Raw genomic sequence first — 22,029 nt, 5'->3', positions numbered from 1 at the left:
AGGAAATATGAAATTATCAAATCGTGTATTGGAAATGGAAGAAAGCGTGACTTTGGCTGCAAATGCTCGTGCCAAAGCTTTGGCAGCTGAAGGTCGTGATATCTTGAGTTTGACGCTTGGTCAACCTGACTTTGCGACTCCAAAAAACATTCAAGAAGCAGCAGTGGCATCCATTGAGGACGGTCGGGCTAGTTTTTATACGGTAGCGTCTGGACTTCCAGAATTGAAGGATGCCATTAGTGACTATATGAAAGAGTTTTATGGCTATGCTGTTAGCCGCAATGAAGTAGTGGTTGGCACTGGAGCCAAGTTTATTCTTTATGCCTTCTTTACTTCTGTTATCAATCCAGGTGATGAAGTCATCATTCCAACACCTTGCTGGGTTTCTTATGTAGACCAGGTCAAGATGGTAGAGGGCACACCTGTTACTTTCCAAACAACAGAAGAAAATCACTTCAAAGTAACGGTTGAGCAACTGGAAGCAGCACGGACAGACAAGACCAAGGTAGTCTTGCTAAATTCGCCATCCAATCCAACAGGAATGATCTACAGCAAAGAAGAACTAGAAGCGATTGGAAACTGGGCTGTTGAGCATGACATCTTGATTTTGGCAGATGATATCTATGGTCGTTTGGTCTATAATGGCAATACCTTCACGCCAATTTCTAGCTTGTCAGAAGCGATTCGCAAGCAAACCATCGTGATTAACGGAGTTTCCAAAACCTATGCCATGACTGGATGGCGTGTTGGGTTTGCAGTGGGGGATCCTGAGATTATCGGAGCTATGGCCAAGGTGATCAGCCAAACAACTTCTAATTTGACGACAGTTTCCCAGTATGCTGCCATCGAAGCCCTAACCGGAGACCAATCTTCTATTGAGATCATGCGCCAAGCTTTTGAAGAGCGCTTGAATACCATTTATCCTTTGTTAAATGAAGTACCTGGTTTTGAAGCTATCAAACCTCAAGGAGCCTTCTATCTCTTTCCAAATGTAAAGAAGGCCATGGAGATGAAGGGTTACACGGATGTGACAGAATTTACCACAGCGATTTTGGAAGAAGCTGAAGTAGCTCTCGTCACCGGTGCAGGTTTTGGTGCCCCTGAAAATGTTCGCTTGTCTTATGCGACAGATTTGGATACCCTTCAGGAAGCTGTTCGTCGACTCAAGGCCTTTATGGAAAAATAAACCTATCGGATCCTTAGCATTGAGCTGAGGATCTTTTTCTTTAAAAAAATCGGCTTTTCACAGGTAGAATCTAGCACTGTAAGCCTTTTTATGATACAATAAAGAAGATAATGTCTTCGGACAAGTTTAACGAGAAAAGGAAGATGAATGATGACAAAACGGATTACTATCATCGAAGTAAAAGACTATGTTGGTCAAGAAGTGACCATTGGTGCTTGGGTTGCTAACAAATCAGGAAAAGGGAAAATTGCTTTCTTGCAATTGCGTGACGGAACAGCCTTCTTTCAAGGTGTAGCTTTTAAACCAAACTTTATTGAAAAATTTGGGGAAGAAGTGGGAACTGAAAAATTTGATACCATCAAACGCTTGAGCCAAGAAACGTCAGTCTTTGTAACAGGGATTGTCAAAGAAGACGAACGTTCTAAATTTGGTTATGAGCTGGATATTACAGACATCGAAGTCATCGGTGAATCGCAAGATTACCCAATCACGCCAAAAGAACACGGTACAGATTTCTTGATGGACAACCGCCATTTGTGGTTGCGTTCACGTAAGCAAGTTGCTGTGATGCAAATCCGTAACGCCATCATTTATGCAACTTATGAGTTCTTTGATAAGAACGGCTTTATGAAATTTGATAGCCCAATTCTTTCTGGAAATGCAGCAGAAGATTCTACTGAACTTTTCGAAACAGACTACTTTGGAACACCAGCCTACTTGAGCCAATCAGGTCAGCTTTATCTTGAAGCTGGTGCTATGGCCCTTGGTCGCGTCTTTGACTTTGGTCCAGTATTCCGTGCTGAAAAATCTAAGACTCGTCGTCACTTGACTGAGTTCTGGATGATGGACGCTGAGTACTCATACTTGACACATGATGAGTCACTTGACTTGCAAGAAGCTTATGTTAAAGCGTTGCTTCAAGGTGTTCTCGATCGTGCTCCTCAAGCCTTGGAAACCTTGGAACGTGATACAGAGCTCTTGAAACGTTATATTGCAGAGCCATTCAAACGCATTACTTACGATGAAGCCATTGATCTCTTGCAAGAGCATGAAAACGATGAAGATGCAGACTATGAACATCTCGAGCATGGAGATGACTTCGGCTCACCACACGAAACATGGATTTCAAACCACTTTGGTTTGCCAACATTCGTGATCAACTATCCAGCTGCTATCAAGGCTTTCTATATGAAACCAGTACCTGGTAACCCAGATCGCGTGCTTTGTGCAGACTTGCTTGCGCCAGAAGGGTACGGAGAAATCATCGGTGGTTCTATGCGTGAGGAAGACTATGATGCCCTTGTAGCGAAGATGGAATCACTTGGTATGGATCGTACAGAATACGAATTCTATCTTGACCTTCGTAAATACGGTACAGTACCACACGGTGGATTTGGTATCGGTATCGAGCGTATGGTTACCTTCGCAGCAGGTACAAAACACATCCGCGAGGCCATTCCATTCCCACGTATGTTGCACCGTATCAAACCTTAATAGACGTAAAAACGCCATTAGGCGTTTTTAACTTTTATCTGGTCCAAAAAAATATGAAAGGAATTTCTATGCTGAAAATAGACATCATCGACGGGAAAGAATACGAGGATGGACAAGGGTCTTTGATTGTAGATCTAGACCACACCATTCAACAAATGCTCAAGTCCTCTTATCCTGAAAGTCAAATGGATGATTTTATTACTTACAAAAATTTAAGCCAATATTGCATGGATTATCTAGGTCAGATTATTGACAGAGCCAATGATAAGAACCAAGCGATTAAACAGCAAGTAACTGCTGTTATGCCTGAAAGTGAGCGTCCCTTTAACGTTGAAGATCGTTTGACAGCAAGCTATACCTTTGGCCAGCGAGTGGCGGATTCAGTTGCACGCTTTGGTGGGTCTTGGACCTTTATTATCAGTTTCATTCTTATGATGGCAATTTGGATGTTGATGAATGTCTTGCATCCCTTTGGTTGGAATTTTGATCCTTATCCTTTCATTTTGCTCAATCTTGCCCTGTCTACGATTGCGGCGATTCAAGCTCCTTTAATCATGATGAGTCAAAATCGTGCGGCAGATTATGATCGCCTGCAAGCACGAAATGACTTTAACGTCAATATGGAATCGGAACGAGAAATTCGTTTGCTCCATACAAAGATTGACCATATGGTGCAACAAGATCAGACGGATCTACTAGAGATTCAAAGGTTGCAAACCGAATTGTTGGTTTCTTTGTCTAATCAAGTGACCCAATTGCGTCAAGTGATGAACCAAGCCAAAGAAGAAGTTGACTGATCAATCATATATCCAGATAAAGAGAATGGGGAGACGATGACATCATTATTGAAGTATTTTAAGGGTTATCTAAGAGAGACTATTTTAGGTCCTGTATTTAAACTATTAGAAGCTATCTTTGAATTGTGCGTACCTTTAATCATCGCCCACTTAGTCGATCAGGTCATTCCGAAAAAGGAAACGAGCGGAGTGGTGATGATGGTCGGTGCTTTGGTTATATTTGCTAGCTTTGGTGTCGTCGTTGCCATTACGGCTCAGTATTTTTCATCTAAAGCAGCTGTCGGATTTACCCGTGAGATGACCAAGGATTTGTATGATAAGATCTTGTCCCTTCCAAAGGACAAGCGAGATAGAATCGGTACATCTAGTTTGGTGACCCGTCTCACTTCTGATACCTATCAAATCCAGGTTGGGATCAATCTCTTCTTGCGCCTCTTTTTGAGGGCGCCGATTATTGTCTTTGGCTCTATTATCATGGCCTTTACGATCAGTCCGAAATTAACCCTTTGGTTCTTGGGGATGGTGGCCATTTTGACGCTGATTATTGTCATCATGTCTCGGATTGTCAATCCTCTCTTTACAAACATTCGAAAAATTACAGACCGGATGGTCACGGTGACGCGTCAGCAATTTCAAGGGATGCGAGTGATTCGGGCCTTTGGACAACAGGCTAGTGAATTAGAAGATTTTAGAGAGGTCAATCAGGACTACAAAGTCTGGCAAATTTGCGCTGGTATCTTGTCTAGTTTGGTCAGTCCCTTGACTTTCTTAGTCGTGAATACGACCTTGGTCTGTGTCATTTGGCAGGGACAATTGACTATCTCTGCTGGCCTTCTAAGCCAAGGGATGTAGGACGGATTTTGCGGACATTCAAAATAAAAAAGAATGTGGAGGTAACAGACAATGGCAAAGACAATTTTTGAGGAAATGGGCGGCAAATACGAAAGGCAAGGCGATTATTTAATACCGTGCTTAACTGTACCCGCCGAAGAAGAACAGCCGATAGGCATCTGGGGACAGCGGCATTTGGATTATCTGAAGCATCACTGCAAAGTTACATACACCAATCTTCTTACAAGCGGCAGACTTAACGCTTACCTTGCCGACATCAACAGACAGGCACAGGAACGCTTTGAAAGGCTCATAGAGGGTATGAAACAGGCACAGGGCATAACGGAACAGCTAAAGGCAGAAAACGCCTTAGAATGGACAGGATGCCTCAATAACATAAGGGCTTGTGCGAGGGAGATTGTGGAAAAGGAAATTATTTTTGCATAAACAGATGATTAGTGGCAGGGGGAAATCCTGCCGCTTTTTCTGCTTTAGTTTGTCAGCTTGACAAATAAAGGGTTAAGGAATATAATTAGATTCAGTATTATACAAGGAGTTAATAAATATGCGGCAAGGTATTCTTAAATAAACTGTCAATTTGATAGTGGGAACAAAAAGTAGCAGTCCCGTTTCACTTTTAATATGGGGCTTAGTTTTTTGTACCCAGTTTAAGAATACTTTTATCATGTAATTTTATATGCCCGAAAACATATAAGTGTTTTGGGGCTATTGGAGTTATTTACCCAGTGATAGGAGTATTTATCACTGGGTATTTTTATGCCCTTTTTTGGGTGTTGATAGGAGGAAAATCACATGAAAATAATTAACTTAGGCATTCTGGCTCACGTTGACGCAGGAAAGACAACATTAACGGAGAGTTTATTGTATACCAGTGGTGCAATTGCAGAACCAGGGAGCGTAGATAAAGGCACAACAAGGACAGATACAATGAATTTGGAGCGTCAAAGGGGAATCACTATCCAGACAGCAGTGACATCTTTTCAGTGGGAGGATGTAAAAGTCAACATTATAGATACGCCAGGCCATATGGATTTTTTGGCGGAAGTATACCGTTCTTTATCCGTATTAGACGGAGCAGTATTATTAGTTTCTGCAAAGGATGGCATACAGGCACAGACCCGTATACTGTTTCATGCACTACAGACAATGAAGATTCCGACAATTTTTTTCATCAATAAAATTGACCAAGAGGGGATTGATTTGCCAATGGTATATCAAGAAATGAAAGCAAAGCTTTCTTCGGAAATTATAGTGAAGCAAAAGGTTGGGCAGCATCCCCATATAAATGTAACGGACAATGACGATATGGAACAGTGGGATGCGGTAATTATGGGAAACGATGAACTATTAGAGAAATATATGTCAGGGAAACCGTTTAAAATGTCAGAACTGGAACAGGAAGAAAACAGGAGATTCCAAAACGGAACGTTATTTCCCGTTTATCACGGAAGTGCTAAAAACAATCTGGGGATTCGGCAGCTTATAGAAGTGATTGCCAGTAAGTTTTATTCATCAACGCCTGAAGGTCAATCTGAACTATGCGGGCAGGTTTTTAAGATTGAATATTCAGAGAAAAGGCGGCGTTTTGTTTATGTGCGTATATATAGCGGAACATTGCATTTGAGGGATGTTATTAAAATATCTGAAAAAGAGAAAATAAAAATCACAGAGATGTGTGTTCCGACAAACGGTGAATTATATTCATCCGATACAGCCTGCTCTGGTGATATTGTAATTTTACCAAATGATGTTTTGCAGCTAAACAGTATTTTGGGGAACGAAATGCTGTTGCCGCAGAGAAAATTTATTGAAAATCCTCTCCCTATGCTCCAAACAACGATTGCAGTAAAGAAATCTGAACAGCGGGAAATATTGCTTGGGGCACTTACAGAAATTTCAGATGGCGACCCTCTTTTAAAATATTATGTGGATACTACAACGCATGAGATTATACTTTCTTTTTTGGGGAATGTGCAGATGGAAGTCATTTGTGCCATCCTTGAGGAAAAATACCATGTGGAGGCAGAAATAAAAGAGCCTACTGTTATATATATGGAAAGACCGCTTAGAAAAGCAGAATATACCATCCACATAGAAGTCCCGCCAAATCCTTTCTGGGCTTCTGTCGGGTTGTCCATAGAGCCGCTCCCTATTGGAAGCGGAGTGCAGTATGAAAGCAGAGTTTCACTTGGATATTTAAACCAATCGTTCCAAAATGCGGTTATGGAGGGGGTTCTTTATGGCTGCGAGCAGGGGCTGTATGGATGGAAAGTGACAGACTGTAAAATCTGTTTTGAATATGGATTGTATTATAGTCCTGTAAGTACCCCCGCAGACTTTCGGCTGCTTTCCCCTATCGTATTGGAGCAGGCTTTAAAAAAAGCAGGGACAGAACTATTAGAGCCATATCTCCACTTTGAAATTTATGCACCGCAGGAATATCTCTCACGGGCGTATCATGATGCCCCAAGGTATTGTGCAGATATTGTAAGTACTCAGGTAAAGAATGACGAGGTCATTCTGAAAGGAGAAATCCCTGCCAGATGTATTCAAGAATACAGGAAAGATTTAACTTATTTCACAAATGGGCAGGGAGTCTGCTTGACAGAGTTAAAAGGATACCAGCCAGCTATTGGTAAATTTATTTGCCAACCCCGCCGCCCGAATAGCCGTATAGATAAGGTTCGGCATATGTTCCACAAGTTAGCTTAACAGCTTGCAAAAGTCATATAAAATGAGATTTGAAAGGATTAGAGACTAATTATGATGAAATGCGAATGGATATTGTGTCCTGTTTGTGGGAGCAAAACCCGTAATAAAATTAGGAAGGACACTGTTTTGGAGAATTATCCCCTTTATTGTCCAAAATGCAGACAAGAAAGCTTGATTAAAGTTGACAACTTGAAGATAACTGTCATCAAAGAGCCAGACGCTTAAGACGCAGAGCCGATGAAATTGTGGAACAATTCACGAATCATCGGCTCTTTTTGTTTCGTATTTGAAAGAACAAACTCACCAAATAAAAAAAACGATATTCGGGTGGGTTATTTTGTTATACCCTAAATTACCCTCTGAATTTGTTTTTAAATTTGGAGGGATTTTTTTATGTTCTTTTTTCGGGCGGTTATTCATCTGCTCATACGAAGTAAAATTTATCAATACATAGCATATCAGAGAATGGCAGGAAACCAGTTAAAAAAATTTCTGCCAGTGCAGCGGTACTTCTCACCTTGAAAGTGGAAGTACAATCTCCATACAACAGAATTTGTATTTCCCATAACCGTGAAGGTCACAGAGCCTTTGCGGTTTTTCTTTTGTCGTTTTTTGTTGGAAAGTGCCGCAGGGCTGTTTCTGGTGTGCGTTGCCGCTCCCCGCCTCTCCATCTGGATTTTTACATTTCAAAAATTCAGATTGGAGGTATTAGCGGTGAAATACGCACCAAGAAAAGTATATATCAAAGAAAGCGGCGGCTATGTGGAACTGTCCTATACGGATTTCTGCCGCCGCAGGCAAGCCGACAAGGGATATATGGACAAGCTGTTTATCCCCGTCCAAGGTTGTCTGCTTGAAGTCGTAAGGGAGCAATATGCGGACTTCTACCGTGACAGGGAGCGGTGGCGTTACCTGCAAAAATTAGATGCGAGGAACAGCCTGCTATCTCTGGACGGATTTACGGACAGCGAGGGGAATCCTCTGGACTTTATCGCTGATGAAGCGGCGGACATTGCGGAAACCGTTGTCAATGCTGTTATGGTGGACAGGCTGAAAGCCGCCCTGTCTTTGTTGTCGGATAGTGAGCAGGAGTTGATACAGGCAATCTTTTTTGACGGACTTTCCGAGCGTGAAGTCGGGGCGAGGTTAGGCATAACCCAGAGCGTTGTGAACAAACGCAAAGCCAGAATCCTAAGAAAACTAAGAAAGATAATAGAAAATTAAAATTTAAGGCGTTCAGCCCCCTTGTTTTTTCCTTTGGGAAAATGAGGGGGCTTTTCTCTGCCCTCTCAATCAATTCTGATTGGAGGAAGAAAGAATGGCATACAACCACGGACGGGAGGACAGGAAATGGCGTATCTGGAAAGAAGCGGAGGAAAAGCTGCTGCGTGAGTGCGGCGTTGATGAAGTGACCATTGAGCAGATACGCATAGCGGACAGGGCAGACTTCAATTCCAACAGGCGGTTTTACCGATGGACGAATGACGTTGCGGAATACCTTGAGGACATGGCAGACAGGGAGCGGCAAGCGGAGGTGAATACAGTTGCGGAGTTACTGGACGAGATTGAGAGCGAAAATCTCTATCAAGTATTAGTCACGGTGGACGGGCGTACCTTGAAAATCGTCCTGCTGAAAATGCAGGGGTATTCCACAAAGGAGATTGCCCCACTTGTGCATTTGACGACTGGTGCCATCTATGCGAGGTTAGACCATCTGCGGAAGAAGCTTCGGAAAATTTTGTAAGCGTCTAATACATCCCATTATTCTGCGGGCTACTGGGTGGGGAGTGGAATCTCCCCGCTTATTTTTGGCAGGAGGAAAACGGGATGGCATATAAAGCTAAGGCGTACACGCTTCGGGAGGAATCCACGGAAAGCGGTATAAGGTATTTTATCAGTTTTAAGGACGGGCAGGGGGAACACCACGAACTGGAAGTATCCGAGCAGTTATTCTTTGAATTTCGGCAGATGGAACGCAGGAACAGGAATCTTCTCCAATGGGACGAGCGGCACAGGGAGTTTTCGGAAGTATGGGACGAAACGCTGAACAGGCGGGCGTTAAAGCTGCCTAAGAGCATTGAGGAACAAATGATTGAAGCAGAACGGGCGGAACTGCTCTGTAAGGCGGTTGACAGACTGCCAGAGATACAAAGGCGACGTTTCCTGCTCTACTACGAGTATGAGTTCAATTTTTACCAAATCGCCGCTATGGAGCATTGCACCGCTTCTGCAATACAGAAATCCGTTGCTGTTGCAAAGAAGAAAGTAAAAGCGGAAATGAGGAAATATCTCCAACCATGACCGACACCGCCCGAAAAAGAAATCTGTTTTTTATTTGTGTGGGATTGGCGGTATTACATACTCTCACTTTTTTCGTGGGAGTAAATCTATTTTTAAGGAGGTCAACGCCTATGTGCAACAAAAACAAGATAACTGCCCGAAAGGAGGAAACCCATGCAGAAGTTACAGACAGTCAACGCCGAAACGCTCCTTTATGAGCCGCTTGAGAAGCCGTCCTTTGTGGTGGACAGCCTTATCCCCACAGGCTTGTCGCTGTTCTGCGGCTCACAGAAGATAGGCAAGAGCTGGCTCATGCTGAAGCTGTGCTTATGCGTGTCGCAGGGAATCCCCTTATGGGACATGACGACAATGGAGGGCGATGTGCTTTACCTCTGCCTTGAGGACACGTTCTGCCGCATACAGGACAGGCTGTTCCGTTTGACGGACGAAGCGAGCGGGCGGCTTCATTTTGCCGTGGCAAGCTGCAAGCTGTCAGACGGTCTTATCGTGCAGCTTGAGGATTATCTGAAAGACTATCCAGACAGCAGGCTCATTGTCATTGATACCTTGCAGAAAGTCCGTACAGCTTCAAAAGACAACGCCTATGCAAGCGACTATGGGGACATCTCCCTAATCAAAGATTTTGCCGACAGGCACTCTCTGGCGGTCATTGTCGTACACCACATCCGAAAGCAGAATGACAGCGATGTGTTCAACAAGGTGTCTGGGACGACAGGCTTAACGGGGAGTGCGGACGCTACCTTTGTTCTGGAAAAGGAGAAACGGGCATCTGACACCGCCAAGCTGTATGTAACGGGCAGGGACACGCCCTATCAGGAATACACGCTCCGTTTCCGTGATTGCAGTTGGGAACTTGTGGAGAGGAAAACGCAGGAGCAGCTTGCGAAAGAAACGATACCAGATGTCCTTTTTCGGTTGGTGGATTTTATGAGGGATAAGGAAGAATGGGCAGGCACGGCAACGGAGCTGTTAGCCGCTATGGGGGAAACGGAAACCATACCCACGGTGATTACGAAATGGCTGAATGAATATCACACCACATTTTTAAGCGAGAACCGTATCTGCTACCAGTACAGCCGCAGGAAAGACGGCAGGCAGATTGCCCTTGCAAGGAGGGCGGGTGACAGCGGTGACGGCGGTGACAGCGATATTGGGATACCCCCTGTTACTGTCATTGACGCTTAAAGCCATGTAAAGTTGGCGGCTCTGCCCTGCGGGTGACAGCGGTGACGGCAGTGACAGTGATTTTAGGATACCCTGCCGCTGTCATCCCTACGGGAGAACACCCCGCAAACGCAAAATGCAGGCGTGGGATTCACCCGCCCTTTTCGGGCGTGTAAAATCACCCCTGCGGTCAGAAAAATCTCTCCGATTTTTCCGACTGCGTTTACAGGGTGTAACACACTACACTTTGCCCTGCAAAGAGCCGTGTGCCAGACGTTCCCTCTGGACTCCCTTATGGCAGGTCTTACGCCCTGCTATCCTACGCCTTGCGGCTTCGGATAAAAGAACGGCGGCATGACGGTTACAGCTCTTGCGAGGGAGTATCCCAAAAACACCGTCACCATCGTCATGACCGTCATGCAGGGGATAAGGGTGACAGTTACGGCAATCGGCAGGGGGCATCCCAAAACTGCCGTCACCACCGTCACCGCTGTCACCCAAAGGGCAGTTACCCGCCGAAGAAAGGAAGATGATGGATTATGCCCTATGCAATCCTGCGTTTCCAGAAACGCAAAGCGGGCGGCGTTGCGGCTTGCGAACGCCACAACGAGCGGAAGAAAGAAGCCTACAAAAGCAACCCAGATATCGACATGGAACGCTCTAAAAATAACTATCATCTTGTCGCACCGCCAAAGTACACCTATAAGAAAGAGATTAACCGAAAGGTAGCCGAAGCAGGGTGCAGGACAAGGAAAGACAGCGTGATGATGGTGGAAACGCTCATCACGGCTTCACCAGAATTTATGAACCAGTTACCGCCCGAAGAACAGAAAGCGTATTTTACGATGGCTCTGGATTTCATTTCGGAGCGTGTCGGGGAGCAGAATATCCTCTCCGCAGTCGTCCACATGGACGAGAGAACGCCCCATATGCACCTCTGCTTTGTGCCGATTACACCAGACAATAAGCTGTCCGCCAAAACAATTTTAGGCAATCAAAAGAGCCTGTCGGAGTGGCAGACCGCCTACCATGAGCGGATGTCCTCACGTTGGAATCAGCTTGAGAGAGGTCAATCTTCGATGGAAACCAAGCGGAAACACGTCCCCACATGGCTCTATAAGTTGGGCGGCAGGCTTGATAAGCAGTATGGGGAAATCGTGTCTGCCCTGTCCGACATCAACGCCTTTAACGCAGGGAAAAAGCGTGACAAGGCTCTGGAACTGGTTGCCGCATGGCTGCCCGAAGTGGAGAAATTCTCTAAGGAAATCGGCAGACAGCAGGCGTATATCGACAGCTTAAAGGAGCAAATCGGGCAGGAAGCCGACTATGCAGGGCGTATGCGTGATGAAAAGTACGAGCAGGAATTAAAGGTGCAGAAAGCCAACCAGAGGATATTTGAATTGCAGAGAACCAACGAGCAGATGGGGCGGCTGCTCTCAAAGATACCGCCAGAAGTGTTGGAAGAATTACAGAGAACAGGCAGAAACAAATCAAGAGAAAGGTAAAAAGTGAATGAAGAAACAGGATTTTAAGGTGTTAAAGACCAAAGATTTATACCCGTTTCCCGACAATCCGTTTCATGTTGTGGAGGATGAAACGCTGTCAGAGTTAGCGGAAAGCATCAAGGAATTTGGCATTGTCACGCCGATAATCACACGCCCGAAAGAGGACGGGAACGGTTATGAAGTGATTGCGGGGCAGCGGCGTGTCCGTGCGTCCGAACTTGCAGGTATAAATACCGTGCCTGCATTTGTCCTGCCCTTAGACCGTGACCGAGCCATCATCACCCTTGTAGACAGTAATTTACAGCGTGAAAATATCCTGCCATCGGAGCGGGCGTTTGCCTACAGGATGAAATCCGAAGCCATGAAGCGGCAGGGTTTCCGCACAGACTTAACCTCGTCACAAGTTGTGACGAAGTTGCGGACGGACGACAAAGTGGCACAGGGCTTCGGCGTGGGCAGGATGACCGTCCAGCGTTTTATCCGCCTGACGGAACTGATACCGCCGATTTTGCAGATGGTGGACGAGGGGAAAATCGCCCTCACACCTGCGGTGGAACTGTCCTTTTTGAAGAAAGACGAGCAGGAAAATCTCTTTGCCACGATGGAGAGCGAAGAAGCAACGCCCTCACTCTCACAGGCACAGCGGATGAAAAGCATGAGCCAGAGCGGGCAGCTTGACATGGATATGATATTTTCCATTATGACGGAGGAAAAGGGAAACCAGAAAGAAACCTTGAAAATCAACACAAGCAAACTGAAAAAATACTTTCCGAAGGACACAACGCCGAAGCAGATGGAGGAAACCATCATCCGACTTCTGGAACGTGAGTTGCAGAGAAAACGGAGCAGGGACAGCCGCTAACCTTCTTTTTTCGGGAAGTAAATGCAGGAATTTGGAACAGAAGAAAGACAGAATTTTAAGGAGAATGAGGTAAGGAATGAAAGAAATCCAGTATGAGATTGTAAAGGAAATCGCCGTATTGTCTGCGAGTGACAGCGGCTACACAAAGGAAATCAATCTTATTTCATGGAACGGGAGAGAGCCGAAATATGACATCCGCAGCTTTTCCCCGAACCGTGAGAAGTGCGGAAAGGGTATCACGTTGAACGCTGATGAAGCAGCGGCACTCCTTGAAGCATTACAGAAAGAAGTAAACAGCGGGGATTGATGGTATCTGATTGACAGGGCGGGGCGTTTCCAGACGTTCTCCTGCCCTGTCTGGAAAGGAAGATTTAAGTATGGGCGAGGATAGGAAAACAACTGGAAGAAGAAAGCGTATTGTGCCAAAAGGGCAAGTACAAATGATTATCAGTCGAGAATATATCGGCACACAGACCGTTGCAGAAGCGTTTGTCCCGATTATCTCCGAGGATATTCGGAAGAAGATTGCCGAGGGCGACACCTTCGACAATGAGGGGCTGTCCGCTTAGAATGTACGCAATGGAACATGAAAACGTTAGGACAGATATGGAGGTTTTACAGTATGGCAGGAATAAGAACGGAGAACAAGATTTATGAAGTCGGCATTTACTGCCGCTTATCAAAGGACGATGGCACGGATAACGAGAGTGCGAGCATTGCGACACAAAAATCCATCCTCACGGATTATGTGAAAAGGCAGGGATGGCATTTAGCAAAAACGTATGTTGACGATGGCTACTCTGGAACAAATTTCCAAAGACCAAGTTTCCAGAATATGATTAAGGACATTGAAAACGGGCTGATAAACTGCGTGATTACAAAAGATTTATCCCGTCTGGGGAGGAACTATCTTGATTGTGGGTTATATCTGGAAGTCTTTTTCCCAGAGCATAACGTGAGGTATATAGCGGTCAATGACGGCGTGGACACCTTAAACAAATCCGCTATGGACATCACGCCTTTCCGCAACATCCTAAACGAAATGTATTCTGCCGATGTGTCAGTCAAGATAAAATCGGCGTACCGTGCGAGGTTTCAGCAGGGGAAATTCATGGGAACAACAGCCCCTTATGGCTATGTCAAAGACCCTGCCGACCACAACCATCTGCTGATAGATGACAAAGTTGCCCATGTGGTAAGGGAGATATTCGACCTTGCGTTAGCGGGCAACGGCATCGCCAAAATCCGCAAGCACATCAACAAACAGCATATCCTACGCCCTGCCGCTTATGCGGTGGAGCAAGGGGCAACAGGCTATGAGCGGTACTTTGAGGATAACGAGGAAAACCGTTATATTTGGAGCGAGAACAGCGTGAGGGGCATTTTAAGAAGCCCGATATATGCGGGCAACCTTGCAGGCTACAAGCGGATTGCAGCCAACATGAAAAGCAAGAAACGCCCCTCTAAGCTGCCCGAAGAATGGGAAGTGATACCAGACACCCATGAGGGGATAGTCACGCAGGAGGAATTTGACACCGTACAGCAGCTTATGACGAGCCGCAGGCGGGAGCAGAACGCAGGGGGATTTGAGAATATCTTTTCGGGCGTTATCAAGTGTGCGGACTGCGGCTATGCGATGCGGGCGGCGAGTGCCAACAGGAGGAAACGCCCCGACATCATCGACTGCGTACAATACACCTGCAATAATTATGGCAGATATGGCAATGTTATGTGTACCGCACACAGCATTGAAGCGAGGGACTTATTCAATGCCGTCCTTGCCGACATCAACCGCTTTGCGGATATGGCGGTCAATGATGAAAAGGCGGTCAGAGCCATAGAAAGGCGGCTCACGGAAACAGACCAGAGCAGGGCGAAATCATTAGAGAAAGAAAAGAAGAAGCTGAACAAACGCCTTGCGTAGCTTGACAGGCTGTTTTCCTCTCTCTATGAGGACAAGGTAATGGAGCGTATCACGGAGCGGAATTTTGAGATGATGTCGGGGAAATACCAGAAAGAGCAGCTTGAAATTGAACCACGGCTGAAAGAGGTAACGGAAACGCTCAATGACAGCTATGAGAAATCGCAGGGCGTGAGGGACTTTCTATCCCTAATCCGCAACTATCAGGGGCTGAAAGAGTTGGACGCAACCATCATAAACGCACTCATAGACAAGATACTTGTTTCGGAACGTGAGAAACTTGCGGACGGGACAGTAAGGCAGGAAATCAAGATTTACTATAAATTCATCGGCTTTGTCGGTGAATTACATATCACACCCACAAAGCGGTGGACGGCGTTAAAGCCTAAAAATTGTACGGTGTGCGGTGTTGAATACGTCCCCAGCTCTGGAATATCAAAGTATTGTCCCGCTTGTGCTAAGAGGATACAGAGGGAGAAATCAAACGAGAGCAAACGCAGGAGTAGGGAGAGGAACCGAAGGGCATGTATTGAACTGTCCGCAAAAAATGACCGACTGATGTTGGTCGCTTTGGTCAATTATTTATTACAAATTTTAACAGAATTGATCAAGCTGGCTATGCTGGTCACGTCTTTAAATGTCAGCTATATTTCAGCCAAGCGTGTCCAAGAGATTTTTGATTTGAAGGAAGAAGACCTCCTAGAAGCTTTGCCGGAAGAAACTGCAAGAGAGCAAGAAGCGATTAGCGCAGAGAAAGTTTCTTTCACTTATCCAACGGCTTCAAGCCCAGCTCTAGAAAATATTTCCTTTGATCTGGATCATGGACAGATGTTGGGGATTATTGGTGGTACTGGTTCTGGGAAATCGACTCTGGTTCAGCTGTTAAGTCATTTATATGCCGTTAGTCAAGGCCAATTAGCCCTCTATCATCAAGGACATTCTCCTAAAACTCTTAAGGAGTGGCGGGAGTGGGTAGCTGTAGTCCCACAGAAGGCAGAGCTCTTTAGAGGAACCATTCGCTCCAATCTCTTACTAGGAATGGATGAAAGTGTGACGGAGGATGATTTGTGGTGGGCACTAGAAACAGCTCAGGCGGCTGATTTTGTGCGTGAAAAAGAAGGACAGCTGGATGAGCCGGTAGAAGCCTTTGGTCGAAATTTTTCAGGTGGCCAACGCCAGCGGTTGACCATTGCTCACCGCTTATCGACCATTCAAAATGCCGATATGATCCTTGTCATGGTGGATGGCGATATTGTTGAGCATGGCACTCATGAAGAGCTAATGGAAGCGCAAGGTGTGTACTACAAGATGCAGACAGCTCAGCAACAGATTAGTTAGAATGTAAACAAACCATTTTTAATGTAAAATAAGTATAGTGATTCTGCAAAGAAATAAATATCTACCCAATTTGTATAACGAATTAAGAGAACATTAAAACTTTCCGCGGTGAGAAAAGTGCCTGAAACAATTTAGTTTCAGGCACTCGGGAGTTTTGAAACTTTAGGTTCAAAACTAAGTCATGGAACTTCGTAGAAGTTCGCTGACGTCCGTACTCACCTAAGGAAAGTTTTTAATATGTCTTTATCTTCAATCTAAGCATTTTCAGATTTGAAAATACTTTTTTCGTCTAAAAAAACATCTAGCAAAATTGCTAGATGCTTTAGGAACCACTCGTTTTTATCTTTTTAAACGTTTAGAACCTTATCCAAGAATTCTTTTAAACGTGGATGTTGTGGGTTGTCGAAGATTTGGTCTGGTTTGCCGTCTTCGAGGAATTCACCGTCTGCGGTGAAGATGACGCGGTTGGCTACTTGGCGGGCAAATCCCATTTCATGAGTAACGATGATCATGGTCATGCCTTGCTCTGCCAACTCTTTCATAACGTTCAATACATCTCCAACCATCTCAGGGTCAAGGGCAGAAGTCGGTTCGTCAAAGAGCATAATATCTGGATTCATGGCGAGTCCACGGGCAATGGCCACACGTTGTTTTTGACCACCGGAAAGACTATTTGGATTGGCATCGGCTTTATCTGCGAGTCCAACTTTTTCCAACAATTCCATTCCGACTTTTTGAGCTTCTTCACGGGTCATTAGTTTGTGCTCTACTGGCGCAAACATAATGTTTTCTAGGACGCTCATGTGAGGGAAGAGGTTGAAGTGTTGGAAAACCATCCCAATATTTTCACGGACCAAATCAACATTGGTTTTTGGATCGGTTAGATCATATCCATTTACGGTAATTTGACCTTTTGTCACTTCTTCGAGGAGATTAAGACTACGAAGGAAGGTCGATTTACCAGAACCGGACGGCCCGATAATACAGACCACATCCCCTTCGTAGAATTTTGTTGAGATTCCTTTTAAGACCTCATTTTCACCGTAGTATTTGTGGAGGTCATGGACATCAATTTTTAATTTAGCCATTAGTTAACCTTCTTTTCTAATTTTTTTGCAAATCGTGTTAGCAAGGTGATAATCACGAGGTAGAAGACGGCAAGGATAGCATACATCTTGAAACTTTGGTAGTTTCGAGCAATGATGATCTTACCAGTTTGGAAGAGTTCTACCAATCCGATTGCAGACACAATAGTCGTATCTTTCAGGGCAATGACGAATTGGTTCACAAAGTTTGGAAGCATGAGTTTGGTTGCTTGTGGCAAGATGATCTTGCGCATGGTCTTGCCATAAGAGATTCCAAGGCTTCGGCTGGCTTCCATCTGTCCAATCGGTACAGCTTGGATCCCCCCACGGACAATTTCTGCGATATAAGCAGCAGCATTGAGGGAGAGGGCGATGGTACCTGCGACAAAGTCGTTGATTGGGGATTGGTGACCTGTGACCGATTCAATCAAGTTTGGAATTCCCCAGAAGATGAAGGCGGCAAGGATCATGAGTGGGATCCCACGAATAACATCGACAAAGATTTCTGCTGTCCAGCGGAGCCACTTATAAGGACTAACACTAAACATCCCAAAGATAACACCGATCACCATAGCAATGGCGAAAGAGAGAAGTGCAAGGGCAAGAGTCACACCCAAACCACTTAACAATTGTTTGTAGTTGTTTTGAAGTAAGCCCCAGATCGTTGTTTCATCTGCCGTTGTACTTGAAGTACTTGATTTGCTATCTGCTTTAAGGTATTTATCGAGAATCTTTTGGTATTGACCGCTTTTCTTCAAGTTCGCAAGACCGTTATTGAACATTTCGATCAATTCAGGATTTTCACCCTTCTTAACGGCAAATGCTAGTTGACCACTTGGAGTCCCTTCGATAGGTGTTTTGAATTTACGTCCTTGTTTAATAGCGTATTTGATAACAGGTTCGTCATCCATAATCGCTGCAACAGAACCAGAATTCAAACTATCATACATAGAAGCTCCATCAGAGAACGTTTTGATCTTGTAACCATATTTCTTTTGGTTTTTTTCAAGGAAGTTTTGTGAGGAAGTACCGTTTTTAACACCGACTGTCTTTCCTTTTAGGTCATCATATGAATCAATCTTGCTGCTTTCTTGAACGGCTAGAATAGAATCGGCCGTGTAGTATGGTTCAGAAAAATCAAATGTTTCTTTCCGAGCATCTGTTACGGTCATCCCTGCGATCATTCCTTGCGCATGTCCGGATTGGACATCACTTACCGCTGCGTCAAATCCAGGATTATTAATCTCGATGGTAAATCCTTGGTCTTTGGCAATAGCCTTGATCAAGTCCATATCGATCCCTGTGTATTTGTTTTTTCCATTTTGGAAGACAAATGGTGCAAAAGATGAGTCACTTGAAATTACATATTTTGATTTTTTAGGAGTTGCTTTTTGACCAGCAGGAGTAGTGGTTTCTGGAACGGCACTGTTACTTGATGATTGGCTTTCACCTGTCCATTTCTTGATGATCTCATCAAGTGTTCCATCAGCTTTCATTTGAGCGAGAGCCTTGTTAAATTCAGTGATTAACTTTTCATGATTTCCACCTTTTTTAACACCAAAGGCAAAGCCACCGACTGCTTCCCCGTCCATATTGATAGCTAGGTCCTGACCCTTTTGGATGGCGTATTGAATAACAGGTTGGTCATCCATCACCGCATTGACCGCACCAGCTGATAAACTGTTGTACATGAGATCACCGGTATCAAAAGTCTTGATCTTGTAGCCGTACTTGTCCTTGTTTTTATCGAGGAAGCGTTGGGCTGCAGTTCCGTTTTTAACACCGACTGTCTTCCCTTTTAATTGGCTGTACTTCGTGATTTTAACGGCTTTCGTAGTCGCGATGACAACTTTTGTATCGTAGTAAGTATCAGACATGGTGAAGACTTTTTCACGTTCTGTTGTTTTGGTCATTCCGGCCATGATGGCATCCGCTTGACCAGCTTGAACTGCATTGACCGCTGCATCAAATCCTGGGAAGGATTTGTCCAAATCCCAGCCATTGATTTCAGCGACCTTGTCCAAGATCTCTACGTCAATTCCTTTATAGGTTTGATCTGAATCCTTAAATTCAAACGGTGCATATGCTGTGTCGAAAACGACCTTGATCGTTTCAGCATGAGCATGACCAGCGAATGCAACGAATGGAAATAAGAACAGCAAACATGCTAGTAATTTTTTCTTCATTTCTGTCTCCTTTTTCTTCATTTCTCTTTGGGTGTTTGACCCATGAGTGCATTGACCAAAGGATGGCCTGAAAAAACAAAACATTCATACCAAATAGAGTATGAATGATCTTATGTTTTTCTATAAAAGCTATTATATCAGAAAAGTATCAGTTTAGCAAGAAAAATCAACCTTTGATGTCAGGTTTTCTAACATGAGGTGGTGTTGCAGGTCTGGATTTTCTTTGCTACAATGGACCTATCAGATAAATGGAGGTTACTAGATGAAGAAAGGGTTGATCATTCAGGGTATCAAAACGAAAACTTCAGTGTCAGTTTTCGTTTCTACACTATTCTACGTGTTTTTAGCTTCCTTCTTTATAGAAGGGGGACTATGGCTCAGTAGTGAATTGGTGGGACCATTTTCCATTGCAATAGGTTATTTAACCGAGTTCTTCTCACCAGGAAATGGGGTTGCAAGTATTCAAGAGTTTTTCTACCATTATATTCTCTATTATGAGCTCTTCAGTTTTGTATTTATTCTCTTACTCTTTATTTTTTGGGTGAAAGTAATAGAGAAGAATTCCTTATCAACTTTAGGTTTTGTAAAAAAGAACTGGCTCAAGTATCTAGGTTGGGGAATCTTGATTTCCCTTCTTCAAATGGGTGTGATTGCCCTTGTCTACCAAGTGGGCGGAATCGGGACTTTTGAGCTGAATGAATTAAGTTTAGAACCTATTCTCTTTATTCTAGGTTTATTCCCATTTTGGCTCCTTCAAGGAGGGACTGAAGAAGTAGCGACGCGGGGTTGGCTCCTGACTCGGATTGCTGCAAGAACTAATCTGCCTTTAGCGATCGCGATTTCTAGTAGTCTCTTTGGCATTCTGCATATGGGAAATGCAGGAGTGACCTTCTTATCCGTTCTGAATATCATCCTCGATGGAGTGCTGGCTGGTCTGCTTTTTATCTATACGGATAGTATCTGGCTAGTGGTCGCCCAACACGGCACTTGGAACTATGTACAAGGAAATCTCCTTGGTTTTCAAGTCAGTGGCACAGGCGCAGATGCGTCTATCTTTAGTTTTACCATGGGAGATGGACCTGACTGGTTGACCGGAGGGGAATTTGGAGCAGAAGGATCGATCATCACAACTCTGGTTCTTCTATTATCCGTCGTGATGGTTTACCGCTTAGGGGAAAGAAGAGAAAAAGTTGATCATGAAAAAGTGTGAAATGGCTGATAGTCATATAAGAAAAAGACAAACACCAAAAATGACGTTTGTCTGCATTCTGAGTCGAACACATATAGATGGGTTCGGCTTTTTCTATATAATAATAGGAATAATTAGCTTGACTTGGGCACCATGATTAATATTTTCTAAATGCATCGTTCCATTATGAAGTTTCATGACGCGTTTTACGAAAGATAAACCAAGTCCATAGTGACTTTCTTGAGAGGGTGTTCTTGCTTGGTCATCTTTATAGAAAAGATTTCCAGCATTCTGTAATATATTTTTTGAAAAACTAGATTGGTTATTCCATATAGTTAGAACTAATTGACTATTTTCTTGTGAAATTGTTAGCTGGATTTGTGCATCATTTTCTTTTTGATGTTGTATTGCATTATTAATGATATTTGTGATTGCTCGGAAAAATAGATTGGAATGAATTGCAATTTGTGTTGATGGAGTTACTGTGTTTGTAAAAATAAAATGTGTATTTCTGGGGAGTAAAGGTGAGATATGTTCCTGTAATTGATGAGTTACTTGTTTAATTGATATGTTTTCAAGTTGAATATCATGGTCGTAAAAGGTTTTGGAGTATTGGATGAAGTGGTTAAAATAATCGTTTAATTGAATACTTGCTTGCTCAAGATCTTTTAGACATTCCATTACTTGAGGTGTTTGTTTGGTAGATTGTAAGAATTCAGCATTTCCTCTGATAACAGTTAGAGGGCTACGAAGATCATGTGCAGCGCTAGATACTTGAAACATGAGTTCTTTCTTTTGATCTTTTTCATTTTGAATTCTATTTTTTATATCAGATTGCATTTTTTCGATCAGTTCATTTGTTTCAATAAATTCTTTAATCTGCAAATGGTGATGTTCATTTTTTGTGAAATATAGACCACTATGATAAACCATGTTCATTTCTTTTTGAATCTTGGTCAATAATTGTCTAATATTTATTACAATAATAAAAATTAAAATGATGCAAAGATAAATCCAAGAACTGACGCTAAAAAATAAAGCAAATTGATTGGCATTATTCTCATTTATTCCAGATACAGAAGATAGAAGAGCTGGAACTATGTAAAAAAGTATCAGACATAGAAGAAATTGCCACATGATTTTAAGGTAGGTACGCTTAATGAGTTGCTTGATTGTCAATTCTTTTTCCATTTGTATCCTCCTCCCCAAACGGTTTTGATGGGATCAATTTGATGAATCTTAAATTTTTGTCTAATTTGATAGATGTATTCAGTGATGGATCGTAGTTGTGCATCAGAGTCTATAGGATAAAGATAATTGTAAAGTTCTTCTATGCTAAATATTCGGTTTTCATTTTTTGGGCTCTATAATTTCTGTAGTGGGTAAAAACCACTGTAGAGATTATAGAGCTTTTTGAGTGTACACAAAAAGTCCCAT

The 22,029-nt window shown here is 43.6% G+C and carries 19 protein-coding genes and 3 pseudogenes; 18 read left to right on the top strand and 4 right to left on the bottom strand.

Translation table 11 applies throughout. The annotated features are described in order from the left end of the window. Window positions 1-7 precede the first annotated feature (7 nt). The 17 genes and pseudogenes from M1G14_RS04245 (at window position 8) to M1G14_RS10975 (ending at window position 16,132) form a co-directional block, all read left to right on the top strand. Window positions 8-1,186 carry a pyridoxal phosphate-dependent aminotransferase gene (locus M1G14_RS04245; RefSeq protein ID WP_049523838.1) on the top strand — a complete coding sequence of 393 codons (1,179 nt, stop codon included), beginning with the start codon at window positions 8-10 and terminating at the stop codon, window positions 1,184-1,186. A gap of 147 nt (window positions 1,187-1,333) precedes the next feature. After that, window positions 1,334-2,680 (top strand): asparagine--tRNA ligase, encoded by a 1,347-nt coding sequence (gene asnS, locus M1G14_RS04240; RefSeq protein ID WP_152903641.1) that lies wholly within the window; start codon window positions 1,334-1,336, stop codon window positions 2,678-2,680. Between the two features lie 68 nt (window positions 2,681-2,748). Beyond that, window positions 2,749-3,477, top strand: coding sequence for a DUF1003 domain-containing protein (locus M1G14_RS04235; RefSeq protein WP_247926322.1), 729 nt, complete (start codon window positions 2,749-2,751; stop codon window positions 3,475-3,477). A 36-nt stretch (window positions 3,478-3,513) separates the two neighbouring features. Continuing rightward, window positions 3,514-4,326 (top strand): annotated as a pseudogene (locus M1G14_RS04230) (ABC transporter permease); the annotation flags it as partial. 54 nt (window positions 4,327-4,380) lie between these two features. After that, on the top strand, window positions 4,381-4,755 hold the full coding sequence (locus M1G14_RS04225) for a TnpV protein (protein ID WP_044681971.1): 375 nt from the start codon (window positions 4,381-4,383) through the stop codon (window positions 4,753-4,755). Window positions 4,756-5,121: 366 nt separating this feature from the next. Beyond that, window positions 5,122-7,041: a TetM/TetW/TetO/TetS family tetracycline resistance ribosomal protection protein gene (tet(O), locus tag M1G14_RS04220; protein ID WP_247926321.1), complete on the top strand. Its 1,920-nt coding sequence runs from the start codon at window positions 5,122-5,124 to the stop codon at window positions 7,039-7,041. Between the two features lie 51 nt (window positions 7,042-7,092). After that, window positions 7,093-7,266 (top strand): cysteine-rich KTR domain-containing protein, encoded by a 174-nt coding sequence (locus M1G14_RS04215; RefSeq protein WP_011528024.1) that lies wholly within the window; start codon window positions 7,093-7,095, stop codon window positions 7,264-7,266. A gap of 489 nt (window positions 7,267-7,755) precedes the next feature. After that, complete coding sequence (locus M1G14_RS04210; protein ID WP_247926320.1) at window positions 7,756-8,265, top strand: sigma-70 family RNA polymerase sigma factor; 510 nt, start codon at window positions 7,756-7,758, stop codon at window positions 8,263-8,265. 94 nt (window positions 8,266-8,359) lie between these two features. Next, entirely contained in the window at window positions 8,360-8,785 is a 426-nt protein-coding gene (locus tag M1G14_RS04205) for an RNA polymerase sigma factor (RefSeq protein ID WP_000323896.1), read from the top strand. Between the two features lie 83 nt (window positions 8,786-8,868). Continuing rightward, window positions 8,869-9,342 carry a sigma factor-like helix-turn-helix DNA-binding protein gene (locus M1G14_RS04200; protein WP_000323521.1) on the top strand — a complete coding sequence of 158 codons (474 nt, stop codon included), beginning with the start codon at window positions 8,869-8,871 and terminating at the stop codon, window positions 9,340-9,342. A gap of 153 nt (window positions 9,343-9,495) precedes the next feature. Further along, window positions 9,496-10,520, top strand: a pseudogene (locus M1G14_RS04195) (AAA family ATPase). A gap of 525 nt (window positions 10,521-11,045) precedes the next feature. Continuing rightward, window positions 11,046-12,011 carry a MobV family relaxase gene (mobV, locus tag M1G14_RS04190; protein ID WP_001145977.1) on the top strand — a complete coding sequence of 322 codons (966 nt, stop codon included), beginning with the start codon at window positions 11,046-11,048 and terminating at the stop codon, window positions 12,009-12,011. Window positions 12,012-12,018: 7 nt separating this feature from the next. After that, on the top strand, window positions 12,019-12,873 hold the full coding sequence (locus M1G14_RS04185; protein ID WP_000743701.1) for a ParB/RepB/Spo0J family partition protein: 855 nt from the start codon (window positions 12,019-12,021) through the stop codon (window positions 12,871-12,873). Window positions 12,874-12,949: 76 nt separating this feature from the next. Continuing rightward, window positions 12,950-13,180: a YdbC family protein gene (locus M1G14_RS04180; protein WP_000659121.1), complete on the top strand. Its 231-nt coding sequence runs from the start codon at window positions 12,950-12,952 to the stop codon at window positions 13,178-13,180. A gap of 70 nt (window positions 13,181-13,250) precedes the next feature. Then, complete coding sequence (locus M1G14_RS04175) at window positions 13,251-13,442, top strand: hypothetical protein (protein ID WP_000503424.1); 192 nt, start codon at window positions 13,251-13,253, stop codon at window positions 13,440-13,442. Window positions 13,443-13,495: 53 nt separating this feature from the next. Then, entirely contained in the window at window positions 13,496-14,797 is a 1,302-nt protein-coding gene (locus M1G14_RS10980) for a recombinase family protein (protein WP_247926319.1), read from the top strand. Window positions 14,798-14,836: 39 nt separating this feature from the next. Beyond that, window positions 14,837-16,132 carry an ATP-binding cassette domain-containing protein gene (locus tag M1G14_RS10975; RefSeq protein WP_247926318.1) on the top strand — a complete coding sequence of 432 codons (1,296 nt, stop codon included), beginning with the start codon at window positions 14,837-14,839 and terminating at the stop codon, window positions 16,130-16,132. Between the two features lie 347 nt (window positions 16,133-16,479). Here the strand turns inward: M1G14_RS10975 and M1G14_RS04160 are convergent, their stop codons facing one another. Together M1G14_RS04160 and M1G14_RS04155 are read right to left on the bottom strand one after the other, a co-directional pair. Then, window positions 16,480-17,220, bottom strand: a complete 741-nt coding sequence (locus M1G14_RS04160) for an amino acid ABC transporter ATP-binding protein (RefSeq protein WP_003007564.1) — start codon at window positions 17,218-17,220, stop codon at window positions 16,480-16,482. Beyond that, complete coding sequence (locus M1G14_RS04155) at window positions 17,220-19,403, bottom strand: amino acid ABC transporter substrate-binding protein/permease (RefSeq protein ID WP_049523402.1); 2,184 nt, start codon at window positions 19,401-19,403, stop codon at window positions 17,220-17,222. The genes M1G14_RS04160 and M1G14_RS04155 overlap by 1 nt, the downstream gene beginning before the upstream one ends. A 262-nt stretch (window positions 19,404-19,665) precedes the next feature. Here M1G14_RS04155 and M1G14_RS04150 point away from each other — a divergent pair, with 262 nt between their 5' ends. Then, entirely contained in the window at window positions 19,666-20,613 is a 948-nt protein-coding gene (locus M1G14_RS04150) for a CPBP family intramembrane glutamic endopeptidase (protein ID WP_024055300.1), read from the top strand. A gap of 93 nt (window positions 20,614-20,706) precedes the next feature. Here M1G14_RS04150 and M1G14_RS04145 read toward each other — a convergent pair whose 3' ends face one another. Both M1G14_RS04145 and M1G14_RS04140 read right to left on the bottom strand, forming a co-directional pair. Next, a complete protein-coding gene (locus tag M1G14_RS04145; RefSeq protein ID WP_024055299.1) occupies window positions 20,707-21,783 on the bottom strand; it encodes a sensor histidine kinase in 1,077 nt (358 codons plus the stop codon). Beyond that, a pseudogene (locus M1G14_RS04140) lies at window positions 21,768-21,950 on the bottom strand (winged helix-turn-helix domain-containing protein); the annotation flags it as partial. The pseudogene M1G14_RS04140 and the gene M1G14_RS04145, both read right to left, overlap by 16 nt. Window positions 21,951-22,029: the final 79 nt, after the last annotated feature.

Source organism: Streptococcus parasanguinis, assembly GCF_023109675.1.
Lineage (GTDB): Bacteria > Bacillota > Bacilli > Lactobacillales > Streptococcaceae > Streptococcus > Streptococcus parasanguinis_I.
Note: the sequence above shows the minus strand (reverse complement) of the source record. Positions and strands in the feature narration are given on the sequence as shown.